The 12,571-nt window shown below is 71.6% G+C and carries 13 protein-coding genes; 3 read left to right on the top strand and 10 right to left on the bottom strand.

Annotated elements, in window-relative coordinates:
* Positions 1–2: 2 nt before the first annotated feature.
* The 9 genes from HF526_RS22810 to HF526_RS22770 all read right to left on the bottom strand — a co-directional run bounded on the left by HF526_RS22810 (position 3) and on the right by HF526_RS22770 (position 9,187).
* Positions 3–923 carry an alpha/beta hydrolase fold domain-containing protein gene (locus tag HF526_RS22810; protein ID WP_169383601.1) on the bottom strand — a complete coding sequence of 307 codons (921 nt, stop codon included), beginning with the start codon at positions 921–923 and terminating at the stop codon, positions 3–5.
* A gap of 1 nt (position 924) precedes the next feature.
* The gene (locus HF526_RS22805) at positions 925–2,121 is read right to left on the bottom strand and encodes an acyl-CoA dehydrogenase family protein (RefSeq protein ID WP_169383600.1); all 1,197 of its coding nucleotides are present in this window, start codon (positions 2,119–2,121) and stop codon (positions 925–927) included.
* Between the two features lie 54 nt (positions 2,122–2,175).
* A complete protein-coding gene (locus HF526_RS22800; protein WP_169383599.1) occupies positions 2,176–2,970 on the bottom strand; it encodes an SDR family NAD(P)-dependent oxidoreductase in 795 nt (264 codons plus the stop codon).
* A complete protein-coding gene (locus tag HF526_RS22795) occupies positions 2,967–4,526 on the bottom strand; it encodes an AMP-binding protein (protein WP_169383598.1) in 1,560 nt (519 codons plus the stop codon). Before HF526_RS22795 ends, HF526_RS22800 begins: the two co-directional genes overlap by 4 nt.
* A 37-nt stretch (positions 4,527–4,563) precedes the next feature.
* On the bottom strand, positions 4,564–5,733 hold the full coding sequence (locus tag HF526_RS22790; RefSeq protein WP_169383597.1) for a thiolase family protein: 1,170 nt from the start codon (positions 5,731–5,733) through the stop codon (positions 4,564–4,566).
* The gene (locus HF526_RS22785) at positions 5,730–6,341 is read right to left on the bottom strand and encodes a carboxymuconolactone decarboxylase family protein (RefSeq protein WP_169383596.1); all 612 of its coding nucleotides are present in this window, start codon (positions 6,339–6,341) and stop codon (positions 5,730–5,732) included. Before HF526_RS22785 ends, HF526_RS22790 begins: the two co-directional genes overlap by 4 nt.
* A gap of 100 nt (positions 6,342–6,441) precedes the next feature.
* Positions 6,442–7,059 (bottom strand): hypothetical protein, encoded by a 618-nt coding sequence (locus HF526_RS22780; protein ID WP_169383595.1) that lies wholly within the window; start codon positions 7,057–7,059, stop codon positions 6,442–6,444.
* Complete coding sequence (locus HF526_RS22775; RefSeq protein ID WP_169383594.1) at positions 7,056–8,279, bottom strand: CaiB/BaiF CoA transferase family protein; 1,224 nt, start codon at positions 8,277–8,279, stop codon at positions 7,056–7,058. The genes HF526_RS22780 and HF526_RS22775 overlap by 4 nt, the downstream gene beginning before the upstream one ends.
* A gap of 158 nt (positions 8,280–8,437) precedes the next feature.
* A complete protein-coding gene (locus tag HF526_RS22770) occupies positions 8,438–9,187 on the bottom strand; it encodes an IclR family transcriptional regulator domain-containing protein (RefSeq protein WP_169383593.1) in 750 nt (249 codons plus the stop codon).
* A 315-nt stretch (positions 9,188–9,502) separates the two neighbouring features.
* On the opposite strand from HF526_RS22770, the gene HF526_RS35620 reads away from it, so the two are divergent.
* From HF526_RS35620 to HF526_RS22760, 3 genes are all read left to right on the top strand, one after another.
* Positions 9,503–9,769, top strand: a complete 267-nt coding sequence (locus HF526_RS35620) for a helix-turn-helix domain containing protein (protein ID WP_239029027.1) — start codon at positions 9,503–9,505, stop codon at positions 9,767–9,769.
* Entirely contained in the window at positions 9,759–10,742 is a 984-nt protein-coding gene (locus HF526_RS22765) for a Mu transposase domain-containing protein (RefSeq protein ID WP_338051677.1), read from the top strand. The genes HF526_RS35620 and HF526_RS22765 overlap by 11 nt, the downstream gene beginning before the upstream one ends.
* 168 nt (positions 10,743–10,910) lie before the next feature.
* On the top strand, positions 10,911–12,449 hold the full coding sequence (locus tag HF526_RS22760) for a carboxyl transferase domain-containing protein (protein ID WP_169383591.1): 1,539 nt from the start codon (positions 10,911–10,913) through the stop codon (positions 12,447–12,449).
* Between the two features lie 28 nt (positions 12,450–12,477).
* On the opposite strand, the gene HF526_RS22755 is transcribed toward HF526_RS22760, so the two are convergent.
* On the bottom strand, positions 12,478–12,564 hold the full coding sequence (locus tag HF526_RS22755; protein ID WP_420821637.1) for an integrase core domain-containing protein: 87 nt from the start codon (positions 12,562–12,564) through the stop codon (positions 12,478–12,480).
* Positions 12,565–12,571: the final 7 nt, after the last annotated feature.

Raw genomic sequence — 12,571 nt, 5'->3', positions numbered from 1 at the left:
GGTCACCCGACCCCGGGGAGATCGAGAACGGCGCGCAAGAAGGTCATCGTCGCCTGATGCACCTGCGGCTGGTCGAAGTGCGGGGATGCGTGGTCCGCACCGGGCACCACCACGAGCTCGGCATGCGCGCCCGCTGCGGTCAACGCGCCGTGCAGGCGGCGGCTCTGCCCGAGCCCGACGCGGTGGTCGTCGTCGCCGTGGAAGATGAGGAACGGCGGGGCGTCGGGTGCGGCGTACCGCAGGAGCCCGGCCTCATCGGCCCGCTCGGGCTGCTCAGAGGGGACGTAGCCGAGGTAGCGGGCGATGCTGCTGCCGGGGGCATCCATCAGCTCGACCGCGTCGGTGGGCGCGTCGTCGTCCATGTGCAGGAAGTCCGACGGCCCGTAGTGCTCGACCACCGCGGCGAGCTCGCACGACACCCCGGGCGTTGGGCCGAGGTCGCCGACGAGGTCGGGGTGCTTGTGCATGAGAGCGGCGGCGGAGACGAGGTAGGCGCCCGCGCTCGAGCCGAAGCCGACGATGCGAGCGGCGTCGAGGCCGAACTCCTCGGCGTTGGACCGGACCCAGCGGATCGCCGCGACCGCGTCCTGCACGCCGGTCGGGAACACGCCCTCACCGCTGAACCGGTAGCCCACCGACGCCACGGCGAGCCCGGCGTCGAGCAGGAAGCGCCACGGCCCCATCCTCCGGGAACCGATCATGAAGCCACCGCCGTGGCAGTAGACCGCGACCGGCGCCGGGCGGCCGTCCACGGGCTCCGGGACGTGCAGGTCGAGCGTCAGCGGCCGGAATCCCACCGGACCCGCGTACTGGATCTCGAGGTGGCTGCGGACGCCCGGGAACACGGTGAGCGGCCCCACCGCAACGAGCTCGGGCACCTGCATGGCGCGCGTGTCGACGTCGGCGGGCAGGAACGAGGTCACGTCAGACCCGGATGAACGAGGTGACGGGCGGGAGCTCACCGGTGACCTCGAACGTCCCGATGTAGACGTTCTTCGAGTCGGTGGAGTCATGGGAGGCGAAGGTGCGGGCGTTGCGCCAGAACCGGTCGAGCCGGTACTTGTTCGAGGTGCTGCGGGCGCCGGTGAGGTCGAACAGCGACCCAGCGGCGTCGAGCGCGGCCTCGATCGCGGCGACCTTGGCGCGGAAGCCGTCGACGGTCACGGTGGCGGCCTCGCCGCCCTCGCCCAGCGCCTCCACCTTGTCGGCGGTCTCGCCGAGCAGCGCCCGTGAGGCGGCGAGCCGTCCGGAGAGGGCGCCGATGCGGCGCAGGATCAGGGGATCTTCCGCGGCGGTGGTGAACTGGCTCATCGTGGCGCGGTTGAGGGTGCGGACGTACTCGACGGCCGCGTCGAGCGCGCCCTCGCCGATGCCCTGCTCGAGGGCGCCGTGCAGGAGCATGATCGCGCCGAACAGCAGCGGCGACGGTGCCGGTGACGGATAGTGCCAGCCGTCGGGCACGAAGACGTCGTGGTAGGTGATCGTCTGGCTGTCGGTGCCGCGCTGGCCCATGTTGTCCCAGTCGTCGTGCAGCTCGACGTCGGGATGGGTCAGATCGACCAGGAGGTGATGACGCCCGGGAACCCCGTCCAGCGGGCAGCCCACGTTCGCCATGCCGCGCCCGCCGCTGTTGGTGTTGAACGACTTGCTTCCGCTCAACACCACGCCCCCAGGGACCGTCCGGGCGGCGGCCTTCTGCGCCACCCCGGTCTCGGCGGCGGAGGCGACCAGGCGCAGACCCTCGTTCAGTACCCGGTCGGCGACCTGCCGGCGGGTCTCCTCGGGCAGGCCGGCGCGCGGATCGAAGATCTCCCGGCACACCAGACCGGACGTGAGCCAGTTCTGCCCGGTCGGGCCGTCACCGGCGGAGACCTCCATCGCGGCGCGGATGAACGTGCCCCATCCGCCGAACATCGAGCTGCCGTCCCAGACACCGCCGTGGTCGCGGGGGAGCAGCAGGCGAGCGGCCCCGGCCTGACCGAGGAGGGTGAAGTTCTCCGCCGGGTCCGCGTTGTCCCGGTCCGCCGCTGCGCCGATCTTCGCGAGCTGGGGTCGCAGTGATCGCAGCGCCTCGAGGAGCGACCGCGACTCGGGCTCGGTCCACGATGGGAGGGCGTTCATCTCGCAGGCTCCTTCGGGTGGGAAGAGTTCGGTAGGTCGAACGTGCGACGCTGATCAGCGGGTCGTGTTGGTCAGCCCGCCGTCGACGACGATCTCGGTGCCTGTGACGAATCGGGCGTCGTCAGAGGCGAGGTAGAGGCTGGCGCGGGCGACGTCCCAGGCGTCGCCGGTGCGCTGCAGTGGTACGGCTGCCGCCCGGGCCTGTTGCTGGGCGGCGCGCGCTTCCTGGTCGAGGGTGCGGTAGGCGGCCGCGACGGTGGGGGTGTCGACGTAGCCGACGACCACGGTGTTGGCGCGGATGTTGTCAGGGGCGAACTCGACGGCGAGGGCCCGGACGAGCTGGTCGGCGGCGGCCTTGCTGGACGAGTAGGCCGCGAAGGGCCGGCCGACGCTGCGGCGACCGGCGATCGAGGAGATGTTGACGATGGCGCCGCCGCCGCGTCGGCGCATGTGCGGGATGACGGCCTGCGCGGCGAGGAACAAACTGGTGACGTTGACCCGGTACATCAGCTCCCAGCGCTTCAGGGGGCAGTCCAGCAGCGCGCCGACGGAACCGATGCCGACGTTGGCCTGCAGCACGTCGATCCCGCCGAAGCTCTCGATGGCGGCGTCGACGTAGGCCTGTACGCCGTCGGGGGTCGCGACGTCGGCGGTGACGGTGACGTACTTCGCGCCGTGCTCGGCCACGAGGGCCGCTGTGCGGTCGAGGGCCTCCCGGTCGCGGTCGACGAGGACGAGCCGGGCGCCTTCCTGCGCGTAGAGCACGCTGGTCGCGCGCCCGTTGCCCCAGCCCTCGCCGATCGAGCCGGCGCCGGTCAGCACGACCACCTTGTCGTGGAAGCGGCTCATCGCTCGATCGCCGGCCAGTCGCGGCCGCGGAGGGCCTTCTTGTCGACCTTGCCGACGGGTGTCTGGGGTAGTTCGTCGACGAAGACGACGGCCTTGGGGGCCTTGACCGGGCCGAGGGCCTGGCGGGCGTGGGCGATGACGAGGTCGGGGTCCGGGGGGCGGTCCTCGGCCGCGACGACGACGGCGACGACGGCCTCCCCCCATTTCTCGTGCGGGACGCCGACGACCGCGCACTGGCGGACCTGCGGGAGCGCCGACAGGGCGGCCTCGACCTCGGCGGGGTAGACGTTGAAGCCGCCGCTGATGATCATGTCGCTCTTGCGGTCGACGATGTAGGCGTAGCCGTCGGCGTCGAGGTAGCCGATGTCGCCGGTGTGGTGCCAGCCGTGTGTGCGAACCGCGGCGGTGGCCGCGTCGTCGCCGATATAGCCGGGCGTGACCAGCCCGCCGCGGGCGACGAGCTCGCCGCGCTCACCCGGGGGGAGCAGGTTGCCGTCGTCGTCCATGATCGCGACCTGGGAGCCGAAGGTGGCGCGCCCGCAGCTGCGCAGCCGCTCGGGGGCGTCACCGCTCGCGGCGGCCGCGAGGTCCTCCGCGGTGAGGTAGGTCAGCACGAACGGGGCCTCGGACTGGCCCCAGCACTGCCCGATGCAGGGCCCGAACTCCGCGACGCCCTGGGCGAGCCGGTCCGGGGCCACCGGTGCGGCGCTGAGTAGCAGCATCGTCAGGCTGGAGCAGTCGCGGGGGCGCGCCTGCTGGCGTTCGAGCAGGCCGTAGAACGCGGTCGGCGGCAGGAACAGGTGCGTGACCCGGTCGTTCTCGATGCGGTCGAGCACGTCGTCGGCGTCGAAGCCGGGGCGCATGACGATGGTGGCGCCCAGCGCCGCGTAGACGATCGCCATCACCCCGGCGGCGTGGGTGATGGGCGCGACGAGCAGGTTGACCGGCCGCTCGGCGGCGGGCCAGTGCCGGGTCGCGGTCTCGACGAGGTTGCTCCACACGCTGTTGGTCCACGCGACGGCCTTGCTGCCGCCGGTGGTGCCTCCGGTCGGCCAGGCGCAGGCCTCCATCTCGGGCCGGCCGTACGGGTCGTTCCAGTCCGGCACCGTCATCGACGACCCGGAGTCGAGGAACGCGGTGATCGTGAGCGCCCCGTCGAGCTCGGTGCCGTCGAGGGCGATCACGAGCTCGAGGCCGGGCACCTCGTCGCGGATCTGCTTGAGCTCCGCGTCGAAGCGGGGGTGGACGAACAGGGCGCGGCAGCCGACCTTGTTCATGAACGCGACCGTGGCGGCCACGGCGTTGCGGGTGTTGAGCGGTACCCAGGAGCAGCCGGCCCGCCACAGCCCGAGCATCGCGAGGAACGCCTCGGGCACGTTCGGCGCGAGCACCCCGACCCGGGCACCGAGCCCGATCCCGTGATGGTGCAGTGCCGCCGCGACCTGCCACGAATGGTCGGTCGCCGCTGCATAGGTGACAGCACCGGAGTCGGAGAGCAGGACCGTCCGCTCCGGGTCACGGGCCGCGCCCTTGTCGAAGAAGTCGATGACACGCACCGTTGCAGCGCCCTCCCGATCAGGTGGTGGAACCAGGTCAGTCGCGGCTGAGGACGGTGGTCACGCAGGTGGCGTAGTCCTCGCCCATCCACCCTCCGGCGTTCACCGCCATGGCGTGGCGGGCGCCGACGACCTGGCGGCCGTCGGCGTTCCCGCGCAGCTGCCGGGTCAGCTCGACGATCTGCGCGATCCCCGTGGCGCCGAGCGCGTGTCCCCGGCTGAGCAGACCGCCGTCGGTGTTGACCGGGCTCGGGCCGCCGGGACCGGTTTGCCCGTCGCGCACGGCGTCGACGGCGCGGCCGGGCTCGGCGATGCCGATCTGTTCGTACTGCAGCAGCTCGGCGAACGCGCAGGCGTCGTGCAGCTGGAAGACGTCGATGTCGTGCACGCCGAGCCCGGTCCGCTCGTAGGCGCGCGCGGTCGCAGTGGCGACGACGGATGCCCCGGCGCGATAGCTCGCCATGGTCGTCGCCGCGATCCGCACTCCACCCGGCCGGTCGTTTCCCCCGGCCGTCAGCACGACCGCCGCTGCACCGTCGGTGAGCGGCGAGCAGGTCAGCAGCCGCAGCGGGTCGGCCACCGGCCGGCTGGCCGCGACCTGCTCGGCGGTGATGGGCTCGCGGAACTGGGCGTCGGGATTGGCGGCGGCGAAGCTGCGGTTCTTGACCGCGATCGCGGCCAGCGCCCCGGTGATCTCGCCGTGCGCGGCGGCGTAGGCACGCGCCTCGGCGGCGTAGGCGCCCATCATCACCGACCCGCCGCTCACGGACTCGCCGTCGTGGGTCAGCGAGAGGTCGGTGCCGGACTCGATGGCGGCGAACGAGCGGGCCTTGTCGGGGTGGAACAGCTTCTCCGCCCCGACGGCCACGGCGACGTCGACCAGCCCCGACGCGACCGCGAGCCACGCCAACTGCACGGCGGAGCTGCCGGAGGCGCACGCGTTCTCGGTGTTGACGATCGGCACGCCGGCCAGCCCGGTGTCCTTGAGCGCGACCTGGCCGCGGATCATCTCCTGGCCCGAGAGCACGCCGGCGGCCGCGTTGGAGAACACGGCCTGCTCGACGTCGCCGGCGTCGACGCCCGCGTCCTTCAACGCCGCGGCCAGCGCCTCGTGGCTGAGCGAGCCGAGCGACCGGTCGAGGTGCTTGCCGAAGCGCGTCGTGGCGACACCGGCGACGTGCACGTCGCGGAGCAGAGGAGTGCTCATGCGTGATCTCCCGTGGTCGAGAGCGCCGCCGACGCCGACGCGTCGTCGGGCCAGGTGGGCAGATACGGCTCCGGCTGCACGCCGGTCACGTTGAGGAAGCCCCCGGCCATGCGGTAGAGCCCCACGAGCATCACCAGCTCGAAGGTCTCCTCCACCGTGTGGCGGGCGCTGAGGGCGTCCCAGGTCGGGTCGGTGACGTCGGTGAAGTCGACGAGCTCGTCGACGAACCGGACCAGCAGCGCGTCGGCGTCGTCGCTGTCCGGTGCGAACGGCTCGGGTCGGGCGAGCCGTGCGATCTCCGGCTCCGTCAGGCCCGCTTCGCGCGCGATCAGGACGTGTTGTCCCCATTCGTACCGGCTGTTGATCCGCCACGCGGTGCGCAGCACGACGATCTCGCGTGTCCGGGCGGGCAGCACGCCGCGGGTGCGGAAGAACCCGGCGATGACGTTCCAGCGCTTCAGCAGCGGCGGGTGGTGGGCCATGGTCCGGAAGATCGCCAGCGGCGCGCCCTCCGGATCGGCCAGGGTGTGGCGCAACAGCTCGGCCGCCTCCGGCCCGGGATTCTCGACCGGCTCGACACGAGGGTTGTCACGGTGTGGCAGCACCATCCGAGATGTCGCCCTTTCTTTCTGTTGTGATCGAGCGGACCGACGGTCCCGAGGCCGTGGGGACCTGTGCTCGACCAGGTCCCCACGGCCGGCCGTCGGGTCAGGTCGTGACGGCGCGGAACGCGTCGCTGGTACCGACCTCGCGGCCGTGTGGCAGGTAGGGCTTGACCAGCTGCCACAGGTCGTCGGAGGTGATGACCTCCTCCGGCTTGAGCTTGATCACCTTGCCGGCTTCCATCTCGTAGACGTTCTCGCCGATCAGGCGGGCGTCGGAGTCGTAGAGCCAGTACATCGCGCACGGGGTCTGGACGACGTAGTGGGCGTCGGGATCGTCGACCTCCACGCCCTCGGCCTGCAGCTGGGCACCGGTGCGGAAGAGGTTGATCTTCAGGAACGACGAGAAGCCCCAGTCGGCCACGGACAGCAGCTCGTCCTGGTTGGTGAGCACACCGCCGTCCTTGAGGCCGGTGTAGAAGCCCTTGACGGCGTCGAGGCCGTCGAACACGACCGTCTCGGGGGTGCCCCACTTGACCTTGTAGACGGGGTGCTCGATCGTCCGCTCCGGGGTGAAGATCTCCGGCCAGCGGTCGGTGTACTCCAGCGCGGCGTGTTCGAGGTAGTTCTGGCAGATCTTGCGGCGATGCGCGCTGGGGTTCTCCCGCCCCTCACGTGCGATGCTCTCGTACCACTGCACACAGGCCTCGTAGTAGGGGTTCACGTCGTCCTCCGCGTCGTTGGGGGGTGTTGGTGGGAACGTGCCGTCAGTTGCTGGGTGACGCCGTCGTCGCGCAGCTGCGCGAGTTGGGCGACGGTCAGGTCGAGACACCTGGCCAGGACGTCGTCGGTGTGCTCGCCGAGCTCGGGTCCCGGCCAGCGCACCGCGCCGGGGGTGCGGGACAACATCGGCAGCGCGGCGGGCATCGACCGGTCGCCCCGTGTGGTGGGGACGCGCACCACGCTGCCCCTGGCCTGGACGTGCTCGTCGGCGATGATCTGGGAGGCCGTGTTGACGCCGCCGGCGACGACGTTGTTGGCCTGCAGCTCCTTGGTCGCGGTGGCCTGGTCGCGCTCGGCGCACCAGCGGCGCAGCGCGAACACGGTCGCCGTACTCGAGGTCTCGGTGGCGGGGAGCTGGCCGGCGGTCACGAGCAGGGCCTGCAGGGACGCGATCGACGTGGAGGTCGCGGCGGAGACGACGACACTGCCGCCGTCGCCGGTGGCGCAGATGTCGGTGATGAACGCTTCGTTGAACGGGAACTGGTTGCCGTTGCGGGAGGGTTCGTGGCCCTGGGTCTCGGCGAACGGCAGCTGCCATTCGATCATCCGCAGCAGCGGCTCATACAGGGCGAGGTCGATGACCTGGCCTTCGCCGCTGCGTTCGCGTTCGAACAGGGCGAGCATCAGGCCGTAGGCGCCCATCAGTCCGCTCGTGGCGTCGGCGAGCGAGTAGCCGGGGTGCAACGGGGCCTGGCCGCGGTTCCCGGTCAGCTCGGTCGCCCCGCTGAACGCCTCCGCGATCTTCCCGAACCCGCCCCGCGCGCTGTACGGGCCGGTCTGCCCGAACCCGGAGACGCGCAGCATGACCAGCCGCGGGTTGACCGCGCTCAGCTCCTCCCAGCCCAGGCGCGCCCGCTCCAGCACGCCGGGCCGGTAGTTCTCGACCACGGCGTCGCAGCTCCCGACGAGCCGCAGGACCAGTTCCCGGCCGGCGGGCGCCTTGAAGTCGATGGTCACGGAGTGCTTGTTGCGGCCGCCGACCGACCACCAGATGCTGTTTCCGTCGATCCGGGGACCCATGCGGCGCAGGCTGTCGCCGACGCCGGGCTGCTCGACCTTGATGACCTCGGCCCCGAAGTCGGCCAGCAGACTGGCGGCGAAGGGGCCGGCTACGGCGTGCCCCATCTCGAGGATGCGGATCCCGTCCAACGCCGACGCCATCGTCCCGGCCTCCGAACTCTCAAAAATTGGGAGTAACTCTCAACCAATGAGTACGATGCCAGCTCGGCGATGGGGTCGTCAAGAGACGGTGTCCCCGTCGAATCGGGCACCGTGGCGGTGGGGGAGCGCGGCGGAGCGTTCCGGCCGGGTGTCGAGTCCTACTGTCCCGACAGGGCGCCGGGCGCCGGGGTGGAGCCGTCAACCCGAGCTGTGATCTCGGTGGTGACCTGCACGAGGGCCTCGACGCACGCCTCGGCCCGGATCCGGTCGAAGCGCGAGCTGGGCCCGGAGATGGACACGGCGGCGCGCACCTTCTTGCCGACGAGGATCGGCGCCGAGACGCCGGTCAGGTCGGGTATCCATCCGGACTCGGCGATCACCCAGCCGTTGCGGCTCGCCTGACCCACGAGATCCCGGAACCAGTCCCGACGCTCTGCGGGGAGATCCTCGAGCAGGTCGGCGAGCTCCTCGGCCGGGGTGTCGGCGAGCAGCACGGCGCCGGTGGCGCTCCCCGCCACCGGCTCCGCGGTGCCCACGGGGATGACGCGGCGAAGCGGCTGCGGGCTCGGCACCTCCACGACACAGACCCGCTGCCGCCCGCGCAGGACGTGCATCGAGACCGTCTCGCCGAAGGTGTCACGCAACCGTTCGAGCAGTGGCCTGCCGATCGACTCGAGATCGAGACCGGACTCCGCGGCCCGGGAGAGCGCATAGATCTTCGGCCCGAGCGTGTAGCGGCGGTCGCGCTCGCTGCGGTGCAGCAGGCCCGCCTCGGCGAACTCGATCATCAACCGGGAAACGGTCGAGATCGACAAGCCCGTCGTCTCGGCGACCTCCGCCGCGCTGGCCGGATGCGGGCTGGCGCTGACGGCGTCGAGGATCATGATCAGTCGATCAAGTGACGGCACCGGTGCCTCCCTCCCCGCCGGCAGATCGCGCCATGGTCGGCGGCCCACCGGGAAGGATAGTTGCTCGCCGCGCTGCGCTGTCCGTCGATCGCGGTGAGCCGCTCGGCACGGTCTCGGCGAGCGTCTGACGCTGGCCTTCCCGGGCCCGTGGGAAGACCCGGACGGCGCCGAGTCGATCCTGGCTGTCGTCTGCCACGAGCATGGGACCGGCTGAGCCGGTTTTTGCCATGAGCATGGGACCACCTGTTTGCCAGTGATGGGACCACCCTGGCGTGGCTCCCGCCGGTTGGTCGTGCGGCCGCTGTGGTCGTCCGCATGAGCTACCGGGAGGTGTCGGTGATCGAGGTGAAGGAGATCCTGCGGCTGTGGCTGGACGGCCGGTCGCTGCGGGAAGTGACGACGCTGGCCGGGGTGGACCGCAAAACCGTCCGCCGCTATGTCGAAGCGGGCAAAGCGGCCGGGCTGGACCGCGACGACGGCCCCGCGCAGCTCTCCGACGAGCTGCTCGGGGCGGTGGTGGCCGCGGTGCGCCCGGCCCGCCCGCGCGGCACCGGCGCCCTCTTGGGGGAGGATCGCTGGTGAGCGGGACCGGATCGAGGGCTGGCTCAAGCAGGGATTGACCCTGGTCAAGGTGCATGTGCTGCTGGAGCGGCACGGGGTGGTGGTGCCGTATCGCACGCTGCACCGCTTCGCCGTGGCCGAGCTCGGGTTCGGCCGCCGCCGCGCCACCGTCCCGGTGGTCGACGGTGACCCGGGGGTGGAGGTGCAGGTCGACTTCGGCCGGCTGGGGCTGATCCCGGACCCGGCCCGCGGCACCCGTCGGGTGACCCACGCGTTGATCTTCACCGCCGTCTACTCGCGGCACCTGTTCGTCTTCCCCACCCACCGCCAGACCCAGGACGAGGTGATCGCCGGGTTCGACGCCGCATGGGCGTTTTTCGGCGGCGTGTTCGCCGTGGCGATCCCGGACAACCTGGCCCCGGTGGTGGACCGCGCGGATGCGCTCTACCCGCGGTTCAACGACGCCTTCCGCGAGTACGCCCAAGACCGCGGTTTCGCCATCGACCCGACCCGGGTGCGCCACCCGCAGGACAAGCCGCGTGTCGAGCGCGCGGTGCAGTACGTGCGCGGCAACTTCTTCGCCGGCGAGGATTTCCTCGACCTGGCCGACTGCCGGGCCCGCGCCGCGCACTGGTGCACCCATGTGGCCGGCACCAGGGTCCATGGCCGGACCCGGGCGCGCCCGGGTGAGGTGTTCGCCGCCGAGGAGGCCCCGCTGTTGGGCCCGGCGCCGAGTGCGCTGTTCGCGATCCCGCAGTTCACCCGGCCCAAGGTCGCCCGGGACCGGCATGTCGAGGTGGCCCGTGGGCTCTACTCGGTGCCCGGTGAGCTGATCGGCCAGCGGATCACCGCCCGCGCGGATGCGACCACGGTCAAGCTCTACCACCGCGGCCAGCTGCTCAAGGTCCATTCCCGCCAAGAACGCGGACGCCGGCGCACCGACCCGGCCGACCTGCCCGACGAAGTCTCCGCCTATGCCTTGCGTGACCTTTAGTGCATGCCTTGCACCGCTCACCGAATATCCGCCCACTTTTTGGGCAAAAGTTGCCGAACGTCGTGCCGCTGTGGTCGTTTACGGTTGGGCGATGGTTTTCGGCGACCGAAGACAGGGCCTGCTACGCAGCGACGCCATCCATCGTTGGCTCGGGCAGGGACCGGACCGATGAGCCGGGTGAGCGCGAGCACGCTGCTGGAGCAGGTGCTGGACGGTGGCACGTTTTCCTCGTGGGACACCCCTCCGGTGGATATCTGCCCGAGTTCGGCGTACGCCGCAGAGCTGCGGCATGCTCAGCAGAGAACCGGGATGGACGAGGCTGTGCTCACCGGCGAGGGGCGGCTGCGCGGCCGGCGGGTCGCCGTGCTGGCCTGCGAGTTCGGCTTTCTGGCCGGGTCCATCGGGGTGGCCGCCGGCGAACGCCTGGTGCAGGCGGTCGAGCGGGCCACCCGCGAGAGACTTCCGATACTGGCTGCACCGGCGTCGGGGGGGACCCGCATGCAAGAGGGGACTGTGGCCTTCCTGCAGATGGTGAAGATCGCCGCGGCCCTCGCCGCGCACAAGGCCGCGCTTCTGCCCTACCTGGTCTATCTCCGCAACCCCACCACGGGCGGCGTGCTCGCCTCCTGGGGCTCGCTCGGCCACCTCACCCTAGCGGAGCCGCGAGCGCTCATCGGGTTTCTCGGGCCCCGGGTGTACGCGGCCCTACATGGCGCTCCCTTCCCCGAAGGTGTGCAATCCGCGGAGAACCTGCACGCTCACGGCATCGTCGACGCGGTCGTCCCCCCGGAGCAATTGGCCGAGATCGCTGGACGGGCGCTCACCGTTATGACCGCCCGCTCGCACCTTCCGGCCGCCGCGCCGAGCCCGGAGCCGGAAAGTGTCGCTGTACGCGACGTGCCGGCGTGGGACTCGGTGCTGGCCTCCCGCCGCACTGGGCGGCCGGGCGTGCGACAACTCCTGCAGACCGCGGCCACCGACGTAGTCCCGCTCGCCGGCACCGGCCAAGGCGAGGTCGACCCGGGGGTGGTGCTGGCACTGGCCCGCTTCGGCGATGCGCCGTGTGTGCTGCTCGGCCAGGACCGGCAGGGACAGAGCGTCGAGCATCCGCTGGGGCCCGAGGCGCTCCGCGTGGCCCGCCGCGGCATCCGTCTGGCCTCCGAGCTTGCGCTGCCGCTGGTCACCGTCATCGACACGGCCGGCGCCGCGTTGTCCCAGCAGGCGGAGGAGGGCGGGCTGGCGGGGGAGATTGCGCGCTGCCTGGCCGAGCTGGTCACTCTCCGGGCGCCGACGGTGTCGCTGCTGCTCGGCGAAGGGGCCGGTGGTGCAGCGCTCGCTCTGGTGCCCGCAGACCGGGTGCTCGCGGCGCAGCACGGCTGGCTCTCACCGCTCCCGCCGGAGGGGGCCAGCGCGATCGTGCACCGCGACGTCACCCACGCCCGGGAGATGGCCGCGGTGCAGGGCGTCCGCTCGATGGATCTCGCCGCGGCCGGGATCGTCGACGTGGTCATCGGGGAGCGCTGCGACGCTGCAGACGAGCCGGTGGAGTTCTGCCAGCGGGTGGGCCGGACGCTGCAGCGCGAGCTGGCAGAACTGACGACCGAGGACCCGACGCAGCGCACGGCGCGCCGCCTGCAGCGCTACCGCCACATCGGACTCAAGCGGCGCGGCACTCAGCCCTTCGCGGCGACGGGCACCTCGGTCTAGGTGTAGTGACCCGGCACCTTGTTGACGGTCATGCGGCGAGTCGGGTGGCCGGGGGCCGGCCGCCGAGGGCGGAGTGGGCGCGTCGAGTGTTGTAGTCGTGCACCCAGCTGTCCAGGGCGGTG

It is taken from the genome of Pseudonocardia acidicola, assembly GCF_012911935.1.
GTDB lineage: Bacteria > Actinomycetota > Actinomycetes > Mycobacteriales > Pseudonocardiaceae > Pseudonocardia > Pseudonocardia acidicola.
This window is presented reverse-complemented; position numbering and strand designations above follow the sequence as displayed.

Bases quoted from the DNA above. Each gene is read 5' to 3' on its own strand.
- HF526_RS22805 (WP_169383600.1), bottom strand. From the start codon at position 2,121: ATGAACGCCCTCCCATCGTGGACCGAGCCCGAGTCGCGGTCGCTCCTC.
- HF526_RS22800 (WP_169383599.1), bottom strand. From the start codon at position 2,970: ATGAGCCGCTTCCACGACAAGGTGGTCGTGCTGACCGGCGCCGGCTCG.
- HF526_RS22790 (WP_169383597.1), bottom strand. From the start codon at position 5,733: ATGAGCACTCCTCTGCTCCGCGACGTGCACGTCGCCGGTGTCGCCACG.
- HF526_RS22785 (WP_169383596.1), bottom strand. From the start codon at position 6,341: ATGGTGCTGCCACACCGTGACAACCCTCGTGTCGAGCCGGTCGAGAAT.
- HF526_RS22775 (WP_169383594.1), bottom strand. From the start codon at position 8,279: ATGGCGTCGGCGTTGGACGGGATCCGCATCCTCGAGATGGGGCACGCC.
- HF526_RS35620 (WP_239029027.1), top strand. From the start codon at position 9,503: ATGAGCTACCGGGAGGTGTCGGTGATCGAGGTGAAGGAGATCCTGCGG.
- HF526_RS22760 (WP_169383591.1), top strand. From the start codon at position 10,911: ATGAGCCGGGTGAGCGCGAGCACGCTGCTGGAGCAGGTGCTGGACGGT.